General features: G+C 70.0%; 18 protein-coding genes and 1 pseudogene. 13 read left to right on the top strand and 6 right to left on the bottom strand.

Annotated elements, in window-relative coordinates:
* Nucleotides 1-7: 7 nt before the first annotated feature.
* The 11 genes from M2157_RS22910 to M2157_RS22860 all read left to right on the top strand — a co-directional run bounded on the left by M2157_RS22910 (nucleotide 8) and on the right by M2157_RS22860 (nucleotide 9,521).
* Nucleotides 8-1,405 (top strand): ATP-grasp domain-containing protein, encoded by a 1,398-nt coding sequence (locus tag M2157_RS22910; RefSeq protein WP_280863525.1) that lies wholly within the window; start codon nucleotides 8-10, stop codon nucleotides 1,403-1,405.
* Nucleotides 1,402-2,697 carry a type III PLP-dependent enzyme gene (locus M2157_RS22905; protein WP_280863524.1) on the top strand — a complete coding sequence of 432 codons (1,296 nt, stop codon included), beginning with the start codon at nucleotides 1,402-1,404 and terminating at the stop codon, nucleotides 2,695-2,697. Before M2157_RS22910 ends, M2157_RS22905 begins: the two co-directional genes overlap by 4 nt.
* Before the next feature lie 34 nt (nucleotides 2,698-2,731).
* Nucleotides 2,732-3,040 (top strand): acyl carrier protein, encoded by a 309-nt coding sequence (locus M2157_RS22900; protein ID WP_280863523.1) that lies wholly within the window; start codon nucleotides 2,732-2,734, stop codon nucleotides 3,038-3,040.
* Between the two features lie 6 nt (nucleotides 3,041-3,046).
* Complete coding sequence (locus M2157_RS22895) at nucleotides 3,047-3,943, top strand: hypothetical protein (protein WP_280866091.1); 897 nt, start codon at nucleotides 3,047-3,049, stop codon at nucleotides 3,941-3,943.
* On the top strand, nucleotides 3,940-4,599 hold the full coding sequence (locus tag M2157_RS22890; protein WP_280863521.1) for a hypothetical protein: 660 nt from the start codon (nucleotides 3,940-3,942) through the stop codon (nucleotides 4,597-4,599). Before M2157_RS22895 ends, M2157_RS22890 begins: the two co-directional genes overlap by 4 nt.
* Nucleotides 4,596-5,756, top strand: coding sequence for an acyl-CoA dehydrogenase family protein (locus tag M2157_RS22885; protein WP_280866090.1), 1,161 nt, complete (start codon nucleotides 4,596-4,598; stop codon nucleotides 5,754-5,756). Before M2157_RS22890 ends, M2157_RS22885 begins: the two co-directional genes overlap by 4 nt.
* The gene (locus tag M2157_RS22880) at nucleotides 5,749-6,465 is read left to right on the top strand and encodes a 4'-phosphopantetheinyl transferase superfamily protein (RefSeq protein WP_280866089.1); all 717 of its coding nucleotides are present in this window, start codon (nucleotides 5,749-5,751) and stop codon (nucleotides 6,463-6,465) included. Before M2157_RS22885 ends, M2157_RS22880 begins: the two co-directional genes overlap by 8 nt.
* A gap of 127 nt (nucleotides 6,466-6,592) precedes the next feature.
* On the top strand, nucleotides 6,593-6,916 hold the full coding sequence (locus M2157_RS22875) for a hypothetical protein (RefSeq protein WP_280863518.1): 324 nt from the start codon (nucleotides 6,593-6,595) through the stop codon (nucleotides 6,914-6,916).
* Nucleotides 6,917-6,919: 3 nt separating this feature from the next.
* On the top strand, nucleotides 6,920-8,206 hold the full coding sequence (locus M2157_RS22870) for a WXG100 family type VII secretion target (RefSeq protein ID WP_280863517.1): 1,287 nt from the start codon (nucleotides 6,920-6,922) through the stop codon (nucleotides 8,204-8,206).
* On the top strand, nucleotides 8,203-8,898 hold the full coding sequence (locus M2157_RS22865; protein WP_280863516.1) for a hypothetical protein: 696 nt from the start codon (nucleotides 8,203-8,205) through the stop codon (nucleotides 8,896-8,898). The genes M2157_RS22870 and M2157_RS22865 overlap by 4 nt, the downstream gene beginning before the upstream one ends.
* On the top strand, nucleotides 8,895-9,521 hold the full coding sequence (locus M2157_RS22860) for a hypothetical protein (protein ID WP_280863515.1): 627 nt from the start codon (nucleotides 8,895-8,897) through the stop codon (nucleotides 9,519-9,521). Before M2157_RS22865 ends, M2157_RS22860 begins: the two co-directional genes overlap by 4 nt.
* A 29-nt stretch (nucleotides 9,522-9,550) precedes the next feature.
* Here M2157_RS22860 and M2157_RS22855 read toward each other — a convergent pair whose 3' ends face one another.
* Entirely contained in the window at nucleotides 9,551-12,343 is a 2,793-nt protein-coding gene (locus M2157_RS22855) for a PKD domain-containing protein (RefSeq protein ID WP_280866088.1), read from the bottom strand.
* Nucleotides 12,344-12,572: 229 nt separating this feature from the next.
* A complete protein-coding gene (locus tag M2157_RS22850) occupies nucleotides 12,573-12,782 on the bottom strand; it encodes a hypothetical protein (protein WP_280866087.1) in 210 nt (69 codons plus the stop codon).
* Nucleotides 12,783-12,868: 86 nt separating this feature from the next.
* Between M2157_RS22850 and M2157_RS49160 the strand changes: the two are divergent.
* Nucleotides 12,869-12,940: pseudogene (locus M2157_RS49160) on the top strand (VapC toxin family PIN domain ribonuclease); the annotation flags it as partial.
* A 23-nt stretch (nucleotides 12,941-12,963) separates the two neighbouring features.
* Here M2157_RS49160 and M2157_RS22845 read toward each other — a convergent pair.
* Both M2157_RS22845 and M2157_RS22840 read right to left on the bottom strand, forming a co-directional pair.
* A complete protein-coding gene (locus M2157_RS22845; protein WP_280863512.1) occupies nucleotides 12,964-13,248 on the bottom strand; it encodes an SHOCT domain-containing protein in 285 nt (94 codons plus the stop codon).
* A gap of 37 nt (nucleotides 13,249-13,285) precedes the next feature.
* Nucleotides 13,286-13,711 carry a DUF6325 family protein gene (locus M2157_RS22840; protein ID WP_280863856.1) on the bottom strand — a complete coding sequence of 142 codons (426 nt, stop codon included), beginning with the start codon at nucleotides 13,709-13,711 and terminating at the stop codon, nucleotides 13,286-13,288.
* A gap of 176 nt (nucleotides 13,712-13,887) precedes the next feature.
* Between M2157_RS22840 and M2157_RS22835 the strand changes: the two genes are divergently transcribed.
* Nucleotides 13,888-15,225, top strand: coding sequence for a hypothetical protein (locus M2157_RS22835; protein WP_280866086.1), 1,338 nt, complete (start codon nucleotides 13,888-13,890; stop codon nucleotides 15,223-15,225).
* Between the two features lie 11 nt (nucleotides 15,226-15,236).
* Here the strand turns inward: M2157_RS22835 and M2157_RS22830 are convergent, their stop codons facing one another.
* Nucleotides 15,237-15,728, bottom strand: a complete 492-nt coding sequence (locus M2157_RS22830) for a hypothetical protein (RefSeq protein ID WP_266516236.1) — start codon at nucleotides 15,726-15,728, stop codon at nucleotides 15,237-15,239.
* 30 nt (nucleotides 15,729-15,758) lie between these two features.
* Nucleotides 15,759-16,226 carry an SHOCT domain-containing protein gene (locus M2157_RS22825; protein WP_280863510.1) on the bottom strand — a complete coding sequence of 156 codons (468 nt, stop codon included), beginning with the start codon at nucleotides 16,224-16,226 and terminating at the stop codon, nucleotides 15,759-15,761.
* Nucleotides 16,227-16,250: the final 24 nt, after the last annotated feature.

The following is a 16,250-nucleotide window of genomic DNA, read 5'->3' as shown; positions in this document are numbered from 1 at the left end:
GGGCGAGATGACCGGGAACTTCACCGGCCGCCTGAAGGCGGCCCTGACCGGGACCTGCGACGCGGAGCTGGTGTTCCTCGGCAACTTCGAGGTCGAGGACCAGTGGGCCCGCGGCGAACCCGGGCTGCCGAGGCTGACGTTCGGCTCCGGCAGCGTCATCGTCAACCGGATGGACGAGTTCGCCCTGCTGCTCGCGGGCAAGGGCGACCACGTCGTGCTGAAGGGCGAACCCGACCCCGACTACCTGAGCCATCTGGAGGAACTCGGCTTCGACCTGCCGGGGATGCTCGTGGTGGAGCGCCAGGACCCGGGCAGCACCGTCACCCAGGACGCGCTGGAGGACCGGCCGGTGCTGCGCGAACTGGGCAGACTCGGTGCGCGCGGTGGCGTCGTCTGCGCGCACGGGGTCAGCGAGCTGGAGGAGCGGCTGGCCGAACGGGCCGGGATCGCGCTGGCCGCCCCGCCGGCGGCGATCTGCAAGGCGGTCAACAGCAAGATCTACAGCCGGCGGCTGGCCGGTGAGCTGGGCATCCGGCAGGCCCGCGGCTGGACCTGCGCGAGCCTGGCCGAGCTCGACGCGGCGGTCGAGGCCGCCCGCGCGCTGCTCGCCGACGGCCGCCGGGTCGTGTTCAAGGACGCCTTCGGTGTCTCCGGCAAGGGCATCGAGGTGGTCGCGGACGAACGCCGCCTGGACCGGCTGCACCGCATGATCCGCAGCCGGGCGCGGAAGGCCGGGAACGACCGGGCCGGCCTGGTGGTGGAGGAGTGGGTGGCCAAGCGCGCCGACCTCAACTACCAGTTCACCGTCGGCCGGGACGGCCGCGTGCACTTCGACTTCGTCAAGGAGGCCCTGACCGAGGACGGCGTCCACCTGGGCCACCGGATCCCGGCGCGGCTCACCGAGCGGCAGACGGCCGAACTGACGGAGGTCTCCCGGCTGCTGGGCGCGCGGCTGGCCGACGACGGCTACTTCGGGGTCGTCGGCGTCGACGCGATGGTCGATCCCGACGACGGCCTCTACCCGGTCGTCGAGATCAACGCGCGCCACAACATGTCCACCTACCAGGCCTCGATCCAGGAGGCCTTCATCGGGTCAGGCAGCACGGCGCTGGTGCGCAGATATCCCCTGCGGCTCGGCGCGCCGCTGCCGTTCGGGTCGCTCCGCCGGGCCCTGGCGGACCTGCTGTTCGACCCCGCCCGGGGCACCGGGCTGCTGATCAACAACCACGCCACCGTCAACGCGGCCGCGCCGCCCGGCGACCGGGCCCCGGAGACGGACTTCGCCGGGCGTCTCCACGGGGTCGTCGTCGCCGACTCGCCGGACCGGACGGCGGCACTGGACGACGAGGTCGGCCGCAGGCTGGCGGCTCTCGCGGCAATCACCAGGGGAGAGGAACGAGGATGACGGTTGAGTTCCAGGTCCAGGGCGTGCCGGTGTCCGAGCTGGCCCGGCGGTACGGCACCCCGTTGTTCGTCTACGACGGGACGGTGCTGCGGGACCGGTTCCACGGGCTGCGCGACCGGCTGCACCCGGCCATGGAGATCTTCTACTCCCTCAAGGCCAACCCGAACATCTCGATCTGCGCCCTGCTGCACTCGTTCGGCGCGCGGGCCGAGGTCTCGTCACTGGTGGAACTGACGACCGCACTCCGGGCCGGCGTGCCACCGCAGAACGTGATCTTCCTCGGTCCCGGCAAGAGCCGCCAGGAGCTGGCCGCCTGCCTGGACACCGGGATCCACGCCGTCGTATGCGAGTCGATTCCGGAGGTGGCCCTGGTGGACGAGCTGGCCCGGGAGCGGGGCGTGAAGGCGCCGGTCGCACTGCGCGTCAACCCGCGCTTCGCGGTCAAGCGCTCCGGGCTGGCGATGGGCGGCAAGCCGCGCCAGTTCGGTATCGACGAGGAGGAGTTGTTCAGCCAGAACGACCTGGTGAAACGGTTCCCCGACGTCGACCTGATGGGGGTCCAGGTGTACATGGGCACCCGGATTCTCCATGAGAGCGTCATCGTCGAGAACACCACCCGCATCCTCGATCTGGCCGAGCGGCTCTCGGCCGCGCTGAACCTCGAGTTGCGGATGGTCGATGTGGGCGGCGGCCTGGGCGTGTCCTATTTCGACGGCGAGAGCGACCTGGACGCCCAGGTGCTGACCGACGGACTCAACCCCGTCATCGAGGCCTTCACGGCCCGGCACCCCGGCACCAGGTTGATCATGGAGCTGGGCCGCTATCTCACCGCCGAGGCCGGCACCTACGTCATGGGCGTCCGCTACACCAAGACCTCGATGGGGGAGCGCTTCGCGGTCGCCGACGGCGGCACCCACCACCACATGGCGGCCGTGGGCATCGGCTCGTTCGTCAAGCGCAACTTCCCGATGTCGGTGCTCAACCGGCTCGGCGAACTCCCGACCGAGGAGTGGAACGTCACCGGGCCGCTGTGCACCCCGGGCGACACGATCGGCAGGAAGGTCCCGCTGCCGCCGGTGCGTCCCGGCGACCTGATCGGCGTGCACCGTTCCGGGGCCTACGGCCCGACCGCCTCGCCGGGGCTGTTCCTCAGCCATGGCTACCCGGCCGAGGTGCTGGTCCACGAGGGGCGGTGCCATCTGGTCCGGGAACGGGACAGTCCCGACGACCTCCTGCAGCGGCAGCGACTCTACGACCCGACCGCGCACGACGCGGCCGACGTCCCCCACTGACCCCCAGGACCACACGACACACGCGAGGTGAACGATGCAGCACACCACACCGGACCCCGACACCGCCGACCTGTACGGCCGGGCCGTCGCCACGATCACCGGCTCGCTCGCCAAGTCGATGAAGCTCGACCCCGACACCATCGCTGAGGACAGCCGGTTGTTCGACGAACTCGGCCTGGACTCCACGACCGTGCTGGAGCTGCTGATGACGATAGAGGAGGAGCTCGAGATGGAGTTCGACACCGACATTCTCGAGCAGCACCACTTCAAGACCGTGGGGACGCTGGCCACGTTCGTCCAGGAGCAGGCCGCCGAACAGGCCGACGCGCAGGCCGGGGCCTGACCGCCGATGTACCTCACCACGTCTCCCGGCCCGGTCGGCACAACCGCGCCCGCCCGGCGGGCACCGCTGCGCCTGTCGCGGCCGGTCGTCCGGACCTTCACCGGTGGCAGGCCCTTCCTGCCCGATCCGGTGGAGCCGAGCCTGGCCCAGATGCAGGCCGACCTCGTACGCCCGTACCCGGTGGAGTTCCGCCCGGAGCTCCTGGAGCGGGGCGAGCGCAACACCTTCCTCGAGATGACCCGGGAACTGCTCGTGGACCTGCCGCCGCTTCAGGAGCCCCTGGATCTGGTGCTGGTGGCCCACACGGTCCCGGACGCCGACCCGCGCCGCTCCCCGTCCTGCCATCTGGCCGACGTACTGCCCGGCGATCCGCTGGCCTTCAACCTCTCGGACCAGGGGACCGCCGCCGGGTTCACGGCCCTGCGTCTGGTCTCGGAGTACGCCGCCGCCGACGCCTTCCGGCGCGCTCTGGTCGTCCTCCTCGATCAGCGGACCTTCCTGTACGACACCACGGGTGCGCGGGACGTGCCCCGGCAGGACTGCGCGGTGGCGCTGCTCTTCGGCCCCGAGGGCCGCACGGGCGAACCGGTGACGCGGCAGTTCGCCGGCGTCGCGCCGGACGAGGTCAGCCCGACGCTCGAGGCGATGTGGAACGACGGCGGCGGTGCCGGTCGGCCCGTCACCCTCATCACCGGCCAGGGACTCGACGCCGAACGGTTCGGGCCGGCCGTCGACGTGCGCCCCGCGCCGCCGGGCCTTCCGTGCACCGGCCCCTGGTCGGCCCTGGCCGACGTGCTCCCCGAGTTCGAGGGAGCCGGGCCCCGCCGTCTGGTCGTCGCCGAATACGACAGCACGCTGCGGTACCTGTGCACGAGCACCCTGGATCTCGAGGAGGGGACATGACCGGCCGTACGGCCGCCGCCGAGGCATGGATCCGGTACCGGACGACCGCTCGCCGGGACGGCCTCGTCCCGGCGTTGACCCTGCTGTGCGAGACCGTCGGCGACGGTGGGCCGCCCCGCGGTCCGGGCGGGCACATGGTGGTGCCCGCAGGCGTCGCCGGTGCCGGCACCGGGGACGTCGTGACGACCTTGACGGTGGAGGGCGGCACCGTCGTCGCGTTGCGAAGCCGGGCCGAATCGGGCGGGTCCATGACTCCTCGGCGGGAACGGGCGGCATGGGCGCTGGGACTGACCTGCCTGCGCTTCGGCCTCTCGGAGCGGCTGCTCGACGCCGTGCTCGCCCACCTCGGCGGCCGTACCGTCGGCGACGCGAAACTGCTCCACCAGCAGATGGTCAAGGGCGGCGTCGCGGAGGCGGTGATCGAGCAGTTGGAGATCGAGACCATGCTGACCGGCGCCACGCCCGGTGACCTCGACGACGGCGTCCTGGCCGGCCTGAACGCCCAGATCACCGAGACCGACCGGATGCTGCTGCGGCTGCTCGGCGCCGTGAGCTTCCTGGCGGACGGGCCGGGCCAGGTCGCCCGGGTGTCCGAACTGATCGCCGACGTCCACTTCGGGCCGGCCCGCGCGGGGGAGCACGGGGGAGCCGCATGATCGAGCTGGACGACAGGACACGGGCGATCCAGCGCCAGGCCCGTGCGTGGGCGCAGGAGCTCAAGCCCCTCGCCCTGGAACTCGACCAGGACCCGGACGCGATCCACCGCCATCTGGACGTGGCCATCGTGTCGTACCTGACGAGGATGACGGTGCCGCCCGAGTTCAATCCGGACCCGGTGGTCGTCGACGGGCGTCCCTTCTACGGCACCGGGACCCTGGAGCGGGTCGTCTTCGCCGAGGAGGTGGCGGTCGGCGACGCCGGCATGCTGCTCGCGGCGCCCGGGCCGGTGATGTCGGGTGTGCTGGTCGACGCCATGGGCGACGAGCAGCAGAAGAAGTGGTTCTACAGCCGGATCATGGAGAAGCCCACGTGGACCTTCTTCGCGCTGACCGAGCCGGACCGCGGTTCGGACGCGGGGGCGATGAGCACCACCCTGACCCCGGACGGCGACGACCACTTCGTGCTCCGGGGAGCCAAGCGCTACATCGGCAACGCGGCCCGCGCCGACCTGGGCATCGTCTTCGCCCGCACCCGTCCGGGGCCGCTCGGGGTGACCGCGGTCCTCACCGAGACCTCGGCCGCCGGATTCACCGCCGAGCCCCTGGAGACCATCGGGCTGCGCGGCCTGCGCATCACCGCCGTCACCCTCGACGACGTACGCGTGCCCGCCGGCCAGGTCCTCGGCAGGCATCTGCGGGCCACCCAGCGGGGCATGTGGAGCGCGGTGCAGGGGCTGAACCGCCTGCGCCCCGGCGTCGCCGCGTTCGGTCTGGGCATCGCGCGGGCCGCGTACGAGTACGTCCTGGACAACCGGCGCACCCTGAACACAGCCGAACGTCACCGGCTCGACCGGCTCGGCCTCCGCCTGACGGAGCTCAGGCAGCTCATCTGGCGGTCGGCGATCGCCGTGGACGACAACGATCCGGCGGCCGGCTCCCTGGCGTCGGCGGCGAAGGCACGCGCGTCACGCCTCGCCGAGGAGGCCACGCTCGAAGCACTCGCCTTCTTCGGCCCCGGCGCCCGACTTGAACACCCCCTGCTGGACAAGCTCGCCCGGGACGCCCGTGGTGTGGAGTTCATGGAGGGGACCGGCAACATCCAGAAACTCAACCTGTTCACCGGCCTGGTCCAGGGACATCTCCGCCGTGACTGACGGCATCGACGCCCCCGGGGTGGATGTCTGGACGGTGCCGCTGGACGGCCCGCCGGCCACCGTGGCGAGGCTGTCCCGGATCCTGTCGGAGGGTGAGGCCGAGCGCGGCGACCGCTGTCGTTTCGAGAACGACCGCAGGCGTTTCATCGTCGCGCATGGAGCGCTCCGGCTGATTCTGGCCGGCTACCTCGATGTTCCTCCCGACGAACTGCGCCTGCAGCGAGGGCGTCATGGCAAACCACGGCTCGCGGGCAGCTCCGATCTGCGGTTCAACCTCTCCCACTCCGGCGAGCTCGCTCTGGTGGCGGTGACCCGGCACCAGGAGATCGGGGTCGATGTGGACCGGCTGCGGCCGGACCTGCCGGTCGAGCCGTTCGCCGAGCGTTTCTTCCCCGCGTCCGACGCCCGTTTCGTGGCTGCGGCCGCCGGACCCACCGAACGCGCCGAACGCTTCCTGCGGCTGTGGACCCGGAAGGAGGCCGTGGTCAAGGCCGCCGGCGCGCGCCTCGCCCAGGGCCTGGGCCTGAAGGTGCTCACCGACACCGACACCGACACAGACGCCGACGTCGTACGCGATCCGTCCGGGCAGATCCCGGGCGCCTGGTCGGTGTGTGATCTGCCGGTACCGGACGGCTGTCTGGCGGCGCTGGCGGTCGCGGGGCCGTTGGCCCCCAGAATCTCAGGCTCCCACTCCGTGGACGAGTTGTAAGGACCTGAAGAAGCAGATGTGCCTTGTTCGACTCGGTGTCATCGTCCCGGACTTTGCCCGTATTTTAGTCTGATCGCGCGCGCCGGCGGCACGGGCCGGGCTCGCAGTCGAAGAAGGGGGTCGCCACATGGCGGATGAATTTAAGGTCGACCTAAGCCAACTGAACTCTTTTGGCAGGGTGTTGAAGCAGTCCGTGACGGATCTGGAGGAAGCGCGCACAGCGCTCTCCGCCGTCGGTGCCGACCAGATCGGCACTCCCCGGCTGGACGAGGCGTGTGAGTCCTTCCAGAACAGATGGAAGTACGGAACGGGCCAGTTGAAGGACATGATCAAAGCGGTTGACGAAGGTGTGGAGAAAACCGCGCTGAGCTACCAGAAGTTTGAGGAGAACCTCTCGAAGGCCCTCAAAAAGATGGAGGAGACCAACGCCGCGAATACCGGGGGGAAGTAGCAGGTGGCCAACAATCCGTATCCGAGCCTCGGCTGGAACCCGGTACCCGGAATTCCCGAGCAGGTCAGCTCCCTCTACCGCAAGGTGAAGTCCGCGGCCGACACGCTCAACAACTGCCACCGGCAGATCGAATATCTGCTCGGGGCGAGCTCCAGCTGGCAGGGAGACGCGGCGAGCGCGTTCCGGGACACGCTGGACGGCGACCTCAAGACCGCCATGATGAACGCCGGGAACTCGCTCGGCAAAGCCGCCGCGGCGCTGGGCACATGGGAAGGCGATCTGACCTCCCACCGCGACCTGGCCAAGAAGTACGACGATGCCGCGCGCGAGAACAAGGGTGACGTCGACAAGGCCCGGACCCGCTACGACCAGGCCAAGGGAAACCCGGACCTCAAGCTCGCCGGCAAGGAGTACCCCAGCCAGGCGGAGGCGGATGCCGCGACGGAGCGCCTGCGTACCGCCGAGCGCGAACTGAACGAGGCCACCACCCACCTCAACAACGCCAACTCGGCCTACAACGACGTCATCGCGAAGGCGAAGGAGCTGGAGGGCACCCACACCGACGCGGCCGAGGCCGTGGCCCGCAGCCTCGACGAGGCCGACGACAAGCTGGCCCCCAAGGAGCCGGGGTGGTTCAGCAAGGCCCTCAGTGCCATCGGTGAGGGCCTCAAGGCAGTCGGCGAATTCCTCGTGGAGCACGCCGGAACCATCGGAGCCATCGCGGGACTGCTGGCCCTTCTCCCCACCCCGCTGGCGCCGGTCTTCGCCGGTATCGCGGTCGCGGCGAGCGCGGTGTCCATGGCCAAGAACCTGGCCAGCGAGGACTTCAGAGACTCGTTGGCGGGCGAGTACGGCTTGAAGGAAGGCGTGTTCGCCTGGGCCTCGCTGGTCGGTGACGGCCTCGGCATGGTGCCCGGCGTCGGTGCCCTCGCCAAGGCCGGCAGTGAGGCGGGTCTCGCGGCGGCCGTTGCCCGCGAAGGAGGCGAAGCCCTGTCGCTGGGCTCGAAGCTGGGCACGTTCGGCAAGGAGATCGTGCCCGCCTTCAGCTACAAGGCTCTCGACGTGGCGACCTCCCCCACCACCGGAGCCCTCCAGTACGGCATCAACGGCGTCAACGTGGCGGCGAACATGGCGTCGTCCCTGGAAAGCCTGGGCGTGTTGCCGAAGAACGGCCCCGGACATGACGCGTCCGAGATCACGAAGGGTGCGGCTGCCGCGACCGGTCTGAAGGGCGCAAGGGCCGACATCATCACAGGCATCGGCGAACTGATGGGGGCCGTCCGGCTGTGAACGCATTCCTTGACACGGTGGATGCCGAGCCGAAGCCGGAATTCTGGTACGGGCTGCCCTACGGATACCTCCAGCTGGACCTCCAGCCAACACCCGAGGGCATCCAGGAGGTGGCCCGGCAGATCAACGCACTTCCCGAAGACGTCCGGGACCGTGCCGACCAGGTGTTCCGGCTGTACGCCGGCGTCCTGACGATGCTGCGGAGCCAGGAGGTCATGGGGTGCGCGCTCGGTATGCATCCCGACGAACACGGCGGGGCCAACCTGTCCGTCCTCACGGTCTCCACCGTCCCCACGTCGGGAGCGCACCCTGAAGCCGTGCTTCTCCAGATGCTGGGGGACGGGACCGGTCCTGCCGACGGCATCGTGCCCGTGGAACTGCCCGTGGGTACCGGATACGTGCTGGAGACGGAGCGGACCACGCCCGCGCCGACCGCTCCCCCCGAGGGGCAGGACGAGCCCGCGCAGGGGACCGTCTGGCAGGGCACGGTGGCGATCCCGGTTCCTCGCACCTCGTCGATCATCACCGTGCAGCTGGTCACCCCGGCGGTTGAGCTCGCCGACGACTACCGCGGCGTGCTGCTCGGCGTCGCGCGTACGGTGACGTTCGACGACCCGGCGGCGCCGGACCCTGCCGAGGTCCCTTTCCCGGATTCCGGCTCAGGGGCAGACGAAAGGAGCCCGTTCGGATGACAGTGCCAGAACGATGGAAAGACGGTCTGGAGTCGGACACCCCGCCCGCGCCGTACGCGACCGACGGAACGGACTTCCGGGGCGCGGTGCGCTACCACTACGGCGTCGCCCTGAAGAAATTCCTCAAGTTCTTCCCGGTGTTCCTGCTGCTGTGGGTCCAGCTGTTCGTGTTCCACCTCGACTATTTGCTGCCGGTGGCCATCGTCGGAATGTTCGGCATGGTGTGGACGCTGTTCCTTTTTTCCGACCGTCTGAATTTTACCCGGAAGTGCTCGAAGGTGTTCCGGACCTACCCGCTCGAATTCCGCACCCCGGTCGAGAAGATCGGCATGGAGTCGACCCACACGCTCTACCTGCGCTTCGGAGATCAGGACGGCGCCCCCTTCACCCTGCGTGCGAAGCACGCGTTGGGGCGTCGTCGGTGGCCGGCCGGCATCACGGACGGCGTCTGGTTCGCCGGCGACGAGCCCTTCGGCGGCGCGATCATCGTGCCGGGCAGCGGTGAGCTGCTCTTCCTCCAGCCCAGGGACTGGGCCGCGAGGAACGAGGATCGCGAGACCGCCGGACCCGAGCGAACCGAGAAGGCGGGGCGCGCGGGCATCAAGCGTCCCGCTCGTCGCTAGTGGTCCGCTGAGCGGGACCTGCTTTTGCCTCAGCCGTAGTAGCCCTCCAGGTCGGCGACGACATCGACCGAGCCGAGCGCGTTGTGGATGCGGAGGGAGCCGTCGGCCCCGACCGGGACCACGGCGAGGACCGGGCGGGTCTGGCCCGCGGTGAGGTTGTCGTTCGACACGGTCGGCAGGGCGCCGTCGCCGTAGGCCGTCAGGTGGGTGTTGGCGGTCGGGGCGACGCCCGTGAGGTTGACCAGTACGGCGGTGGCTCCCGCCGGGACCTTCGTGAGCTTCACGGTGAGGGTGCCGTTCGCGCCCAGCGGCTTCGCGGACGCGCCCAGGCCCGTGCGGGTGTCGAGGAAACGGGTGGGCGCGGTCGCCACGAACGGTCCGCCGGAGGGGGCGACCCAGTCGTCGGCCGTTCCCGCCTGCTCGTTGGTGTACACCCCCTGGAGGTCGGCGATCAGCTGGACGTGCCCGGCGCTGTTGTAGATGTGGACCTTGCCGGCGTTCACACAGGGGACGGCGAGGTTGGAGGCGGTCTGTCCGGCCCGGTAGTTGAGAGTGGACGTGGCCGGCGTGGGGCTGCTGCAGCTGACGGTGATGTAGCCGCCGCTGGTGCCGCCGGTCACGGTGACGTTGAGGACGGCACCGACCGTCGCCCAGCCGCGGGCGTACTTCGGCAGGGTGAAGGTCGTGGTACTGCCGGGACCGACCGCGCCCTTGGCCGCGCCGGTGCCGTTGCGGGTGTCCAGCACCCGGGTCGGGGCCATGGTGGCCAGGCCGGACATGTGGAGGTCGTCGGTGCCGGACCTGGTGGTGGTGTAGTAGCCCTCCAGGTCCGCGATGAGGTTCACCTTGCCGTGCGCGTTGTACAGGTCGACGTAGCCGTCGCCGCCCACCCGGACGGTGACCAGGTTCGGATTGTCCTGCCCCGCACGGAAGTTGAGGTTCGAGGAGCTCGGGCGGGCAGTGCCGTCCGGGTAGACCGACACATAACTGGACGCCGTGGCGCCCGCGTCGGTGACGTTCAGGGTCACCGCCGTCACCCCGGACGCCGGGACGTAGCCCACGCCGAGGACCTTCAGCCGGACCACACCACCGGCGCCGACAGGCCGCTCGGGCGCGCCCGTCCCGTTCCGGGTGTCCAGCATCCGTACGGGACCGGCGGCGACGAAGGCCGCGCCGACCGTGGCCTTGGCGGTCGCGGTGGTGGTCCGCCCGTCGGAGTCGGTGACCGTCTGCGTGACGGTGTACGTGCCGGGCGCCTTGTAGGTGTGCGGCACCGGGTCACCGGCGGTGGGCACGGAGAGCGCCGCCGAGCCGTCGCCGAAGGTGATCCGGTCACTGGTGATCGAGTAGGGGTCGAGCGAGGTCTCGTACCCGCAGGCGGCGGTGTCGGGCTGAACGGGGCTGGTGGGCCCGCAGCCGATCGTCGTGGTCAGGTCCGGCACCGGCTCGACCCGTTCCCAGTGGTCGGCCGCACCGACCCGCGTGCCGTCGGACCTGTTCACCACCACCGAGGCCTGGACGCCGGTGCTCGACGTGACCTGGGTGTAGGTGTGGGTGGCCGAGCCGGTGGTGGAGGTGACCGTCGTACCGTCCGCGAAGTCGAAGGTGTACGTGAGCCCGGCGAGCGAGTCCGACCACGGGTTGCTCAGCCGTGCGGTGGCGGTGACCGGGACGCCGACGTACCCGGCGCTCATGTCGAGCGCGTTCACCGTGAAAGGGTCCTGGAACTCGGTGGCGCCCCGGTCGACGTGGCCGGTGCCGGTGTCGGCGACCAGGGGGTCGTCGACCCGGGGATGGCCGTCGATGTCCGTGGCAGGTTCCCCGGGGGCGCCGACGTCGCCCGAGTCGACGAGCGCTGAGTGCTCCACGGGCAGGCCGGCCGCGGGGATCGTCAGATCCGTCTGGTCCAGGTCGTGGGTGGCCTGGCCGGTGGCCGCCCGCAACGCTTGGGCCGTGGCGTACGCGGTGCCGGCCCAGTCGTAGTCGGTGCCGGCCGACGACGGGTTGACGGCGTTGTAGTCCACGGTGACCTGGGGAGCGGAAGCGGCGTCCACGGTGATCTCGGCCGGGGTGGTGGTGCACGTCGTGCCGTAGGGCAGCGCGACGGAGTTCTCCACCGACCCGGAACTGCCGTCGGTCAGGCCGACCGCGTCGCCGCAGGCCGTCCAGAAGGTGTCGCCCGCGAGGTCGATGCCCGTGGTGCCCGCGGCGAAGACGCCGCCGTCCTCGAAAAGGTCGTCGGCGAGCGTGACGTTCCGCGCGCCGGCAGCGCTGCGGAAGTCCGGCCCCGACCCGTCGCTCACCCGGAGGCGGAGGAGCGAGATGTCCGAGGAGGCTCCGTCGACCGCGATCGCCGCAGTGGTGGCATCGAGGAGGGTGCTCTGCACGGAGGCGACGCGGTAGGTGATGTGCTGCGATGCCACGACGGCCACCGCGGACGTCTTGGCCGTGCGGGCGAGGATCCCGGCCGTGTCGACGTACTGGGCACCGGAGTACGTGATCCCGCCCGCGACAATGACGGACGAGCCGTCGCCGTACGCGGAGAGGAAGGAGATGGGTGCGTCCGCGGTGCCCATGGACCTGATGGTCACGGGCGCGTAGGCCGTGCTGTTGCCCGCGATGCGCACGGTGTCCCCGGGCACCGCGGCGTCCGCGGCCGGCTGGATCTGGCAGAAGGGCTCCGCCGCCGAGCCGGGGCCGGTGTCGTTGCACCCGGCGGCCTCGTCGTCGACGTAGAGCGTCGTGCCGGCGGCGGTGTCCGCGTGGGCGACGCCCGCGCCGAGGCAGCCGACGAGCAGGACCGAGAGAGCGGCGCAGGCCACCAGCGGTTGTCTCCGCAGTGGTTGTCTCCGCAGTGGTCGTCTCCACCCCACGAACAAGCCCATGTTCATGTCCCCCTCCGGACCCTCGCTGCAACTGGCGGGAGCGTAGGTCAGGTCGGGGACGGCAGATGTCGATGGTGGGCCCAAATTTCTCCAAACCTCGAAAGTTTGCGCGAAGTTTGGCTGGAGCGATGACCACGCAGACCAGCGCATCGACAGGCTTTGACGATCACTTGATGTTCGACAGGAGATCGGCCGCCCATTGGTCGGCGACGACGGCAAGATGCGGGTGCCACTCGACCGGGACGACGTGGACGCCGTGCTCCAGACCCTCACCGACGGCCGGATCTCCACCGCCGCCGGTGATGCCACCCTCGTCCCCGCAGGCCCCGCCCGGCTGGACGCCCTGGCGCTGTCTGCCGGCGCGCTCTACACGCACCAGACGCTGGAGGACAGCGCCTACGGGCCGAGCCAGGTCCAGGTGTCCGACGAGGAGTCGGTCCGTGTCCGCTACCGCGCGCTGGAGACTTCCGGGCCGTACGCCCGTTGGGCCGCCACAAGGCGTTCCGGGTACTCCCCGACAACCTCCCGATCTGACGCGGGCCTGCTGCCGGAGCGGGTCAGGAAGCGAGGAGCCTGCGCTTCTGGTCCTCGAACTCCGCTTCCGTGAGGAGGCCCTGGCTCTTGAGGTCGCCCAGCTGCTTCAGCTGTTCGATCTTGCTGGTCATGTCGGAGGCCGCCGGAGCGGACGGCTCGGCAGGAGGCGCCGGCTGCGGTGCCGGCTCCTGGTATCCCTGCTGGGCCGCCCATCGGCCCTGCTGCCGGCGGGACACGCGGTTCGACACGGCGGTAGCGGTTCCGGCGACGACGGCCGTTCGGGCAACCCCTCGGAGGAGTCCAGGCATGGTGATCTCCCTTCTCGTTTCCCCGTGCCCTCGCTCTTCAGGGCGCGGTTTCCGCCGCGTCGAGCGCGGCCAGAACCGCGGGCACCGGGATTCTCCCGGAGGCGACCAGCTCGGCACCGCCGCGTCGCAGGGCGGCGGCGAAGGGCGCGGCCCAGAGGTTCTCGTAGATCAGGACGCCGGCGGAGTTGCCGGGTTCCAGGGCGGCGGCCGCCTCCACGAGGTCGTCCTGACCCAGCAGGCCGGAGGACGCTCCCTCGAAGACGGCCAGGTCGAGTTCGCCGTCGCCGGTGAGATCGCCGATCTCCAGGCCGGTCACGGATCCGTCGATGTCCTTCCGGATGAACGTCAGGTCGAGGATCCGGATGAGGCCGCGGTCCACCAGATCGACCAGGAGGGGGAAGCCCTCGCCGGTCATTCGGTTGCCGGGGAACTCGACGACCAGATAGTCGATCGGTCCCACCATCTCGCCGGGTGTGTCGACTTCGTCGAATGTGTCGCTCACGGCGTCACCTTCTGAGCTCGTGCGTGCTCCCCCATGCCATTGCATCACCGCACCGGGACGGCCGCACGTCGTGCGCGGTTCACCCGTCGGGCGCACACGGGTCGCGCGTTCGGCACCGCACGGATCTTCTGGTGTCCATGGCCCACACAGGAGACGAGCCGCTCTCGAACCGGGAACGCAGCGAACTGGACGAACTGCGGCACCGCGTAGGTGCCCTGGAGAGCGGCGCGCGCCCGCGGGAGGCACGGCATCACCCTCTCCGGACCACGGGATCCGTCCTGCTGATCCTCTTCGCGGCCCTGCTGTCGCTGCTGTCCGTCATCGCGGTCTGGGCGAACAGCATCGTGCGGGACACGGACCGCTACGTCGCCACGGTGGGACCGCTGGCGTCCGATCCGGATGTGCAGAAGGCCGTCACCAACCGGGTCACCGACGTGGTGCTGGCGCGGATCGACGTGGACGCGTTGGTCAAGCAGTTGCAGGACGCCGTGTCGGAGAAGGGCGTGCCGCCGAAGGCGGCCCAGCTGGTCGGCAACCTGGACGGGCCGATCACGAGCGGTCTGAAGCAGCTGGTCAGCGGCACCGTGGAGCGAGTGGTCAGCAGCAGTGCCTTCGAGAAGGTCTGGGTGGAGGCCAACCGCAGGGTGCACTCGTCCGTCGACAAGGCCCTGACGGGCGAGGCCGAGGGCGCGGTCTCGCTGAAGGACGACGAGGTGGCCATCGACGTGGCCCCGATCGTGGCCCAGGTCAAGGAGCGGTTGGTCGGCGCCGGCCTCGGCGTCGCCGCGAAGATCCCGGACGTCCACACGGACTTCGTGGTGGTCCAGTCGAAGGACATCGGGAAGATCAAGACCTATATGAGGGTCCTGGAGATCCTGGGCAGCTGGCTGCCCCTCATCGCCCTGCTGGTGGCCGCGGCGGGCGTGTACACCGCGTTCAACCGCCGGCACGCGCTGATCGGGGCCGGGTTGGCGGTGTTCCTTGCCATGCTGGTCCTCGGGATCACCCTCACCGTCTTCCGGGACGTCTACCTCGACCATCTGCCCTCCGGCGCGTCCCCGGCCGCCGCCGGAGCGGTGTACGACGCGCTGATCAGGTTCCTGCGCGCCGGTGTACGGGCGCTCGGTGCCGTCGCCCTCATCATCGCGGTCGGCGCTTTCCTCAGCGGCCCGTCCCGGATCGCCGTCCTCGTCCGCAACGGCTGCCGCAGGAGCATCGGCGCCCTGCGCGACGTGGCGGTCTCCGGAGGACTCCGACTCGGGGCGGTCGGGCGGTTCGTGCACCGCTTCAAGCGCTGGATCGGGGTCGCGATCCTGGTGGTCGCCGCGATCGTCCTGTTCACCTGGACCTACCCCACCACGATGGTCGTGGTGTGGACCACGGTCATCGTGCTGGTGGGCTTCGCGATCCGTGAGTTCCTGGACACCGGCTCCGCGCCGGCCGCCCCCGAGTCCCGGACCGCCGCGGCTCCCTGAGACCGCTGTGCTCATGCGGGTCCGTGCGGCGGAGGCGACATCCTGTGCGACTGACGGTCATCGGACAGCGGCTGCTCGTCGGACACGGTGAAGAGGTTGTCGCGCTGGACCACGCACAGGGCCCAGATGATGAAGCCCGAGATCGCGATCATCACGACCGACCACACCGGGTAGTACGGCAGGGAGAGGAAGTTGGCGATGATGACGAGCCCGGCGATGGCCACGCCGAGGACGCGCGCCCATGTCGAGGTCCGGAGCAGCCCGATGCTGACGAGCACGGCGACCGCGCCCAGCGCGAGGTGGATCCAGCCCCAGCCGGTCAGGTCGAACTCGAACGCATAGTTGCGCGTCGTGACGAAGATGTCGTCCTCGGCGATGGCCATGATGCCCCGGAAGATGTCGAGCAGGCCGACGAGGAAGAGCATCACGGCACCGAAGGCGGTCAGGCCGGTTGCCCATTCCTGCTTCGCCGTGTGTGCCGGCTGAGAGTGTGTCGCAGTCATCTTGTGCCTCGATTCTTGGTGTACGTACGCTCAGCGACCGGTCATGCCGGTGGTGGTGGAGCCGGCTTGCTCCGCCGGGCCGTGGCCGGCCAGGACCAGTTCCTTGGCCCTGCGGAACTCCTCGTCCGTGATGTCGCCGCGGGCGCGGATGTCGGACAGCTTGGCGAGCTCGTCGATGCTGCTGGACCGGTTGGTGCCCGCGGCCTCCCTGATGCGGGCGTCGAAGGCTTCCTGCTGTGCTCGGGCCTGGGAGATCTCCCGGCGGCCCATGTTCTTGCCGCGTGCGATCACGTAGACGAAGACGCCCAGGAAGGGCAGCAGGATGGTGAACGCCAGCCAGCCGGCCTTCCCCCAGCCGCTCATGTCGTCGTCACGGAAGATGTCGACGACGACGCGGAAGAGCAGGACGAACCACATGATCCACAGGAAGAACCAGAGCATGCTCCAGAAGACGCTCAGCAGTGGATAGTCGTACGCGAGGTACGTCTGCGCGCTCATGTCACTCCTCCGTCCCGGGCGCTC

The sequence above is a fragment of the Streptomyces sp. SAI-127 genome (assembly GCF_029894425.1).
Classification (GTDB): Bacteria; Actinomycetota; Actinomycetes; order Streptomycetales; family Streptomycetaceae; genus Streptomyces.
This window is presented reverse-complemented; position numbering and strand designations above follow the sequence as displayed.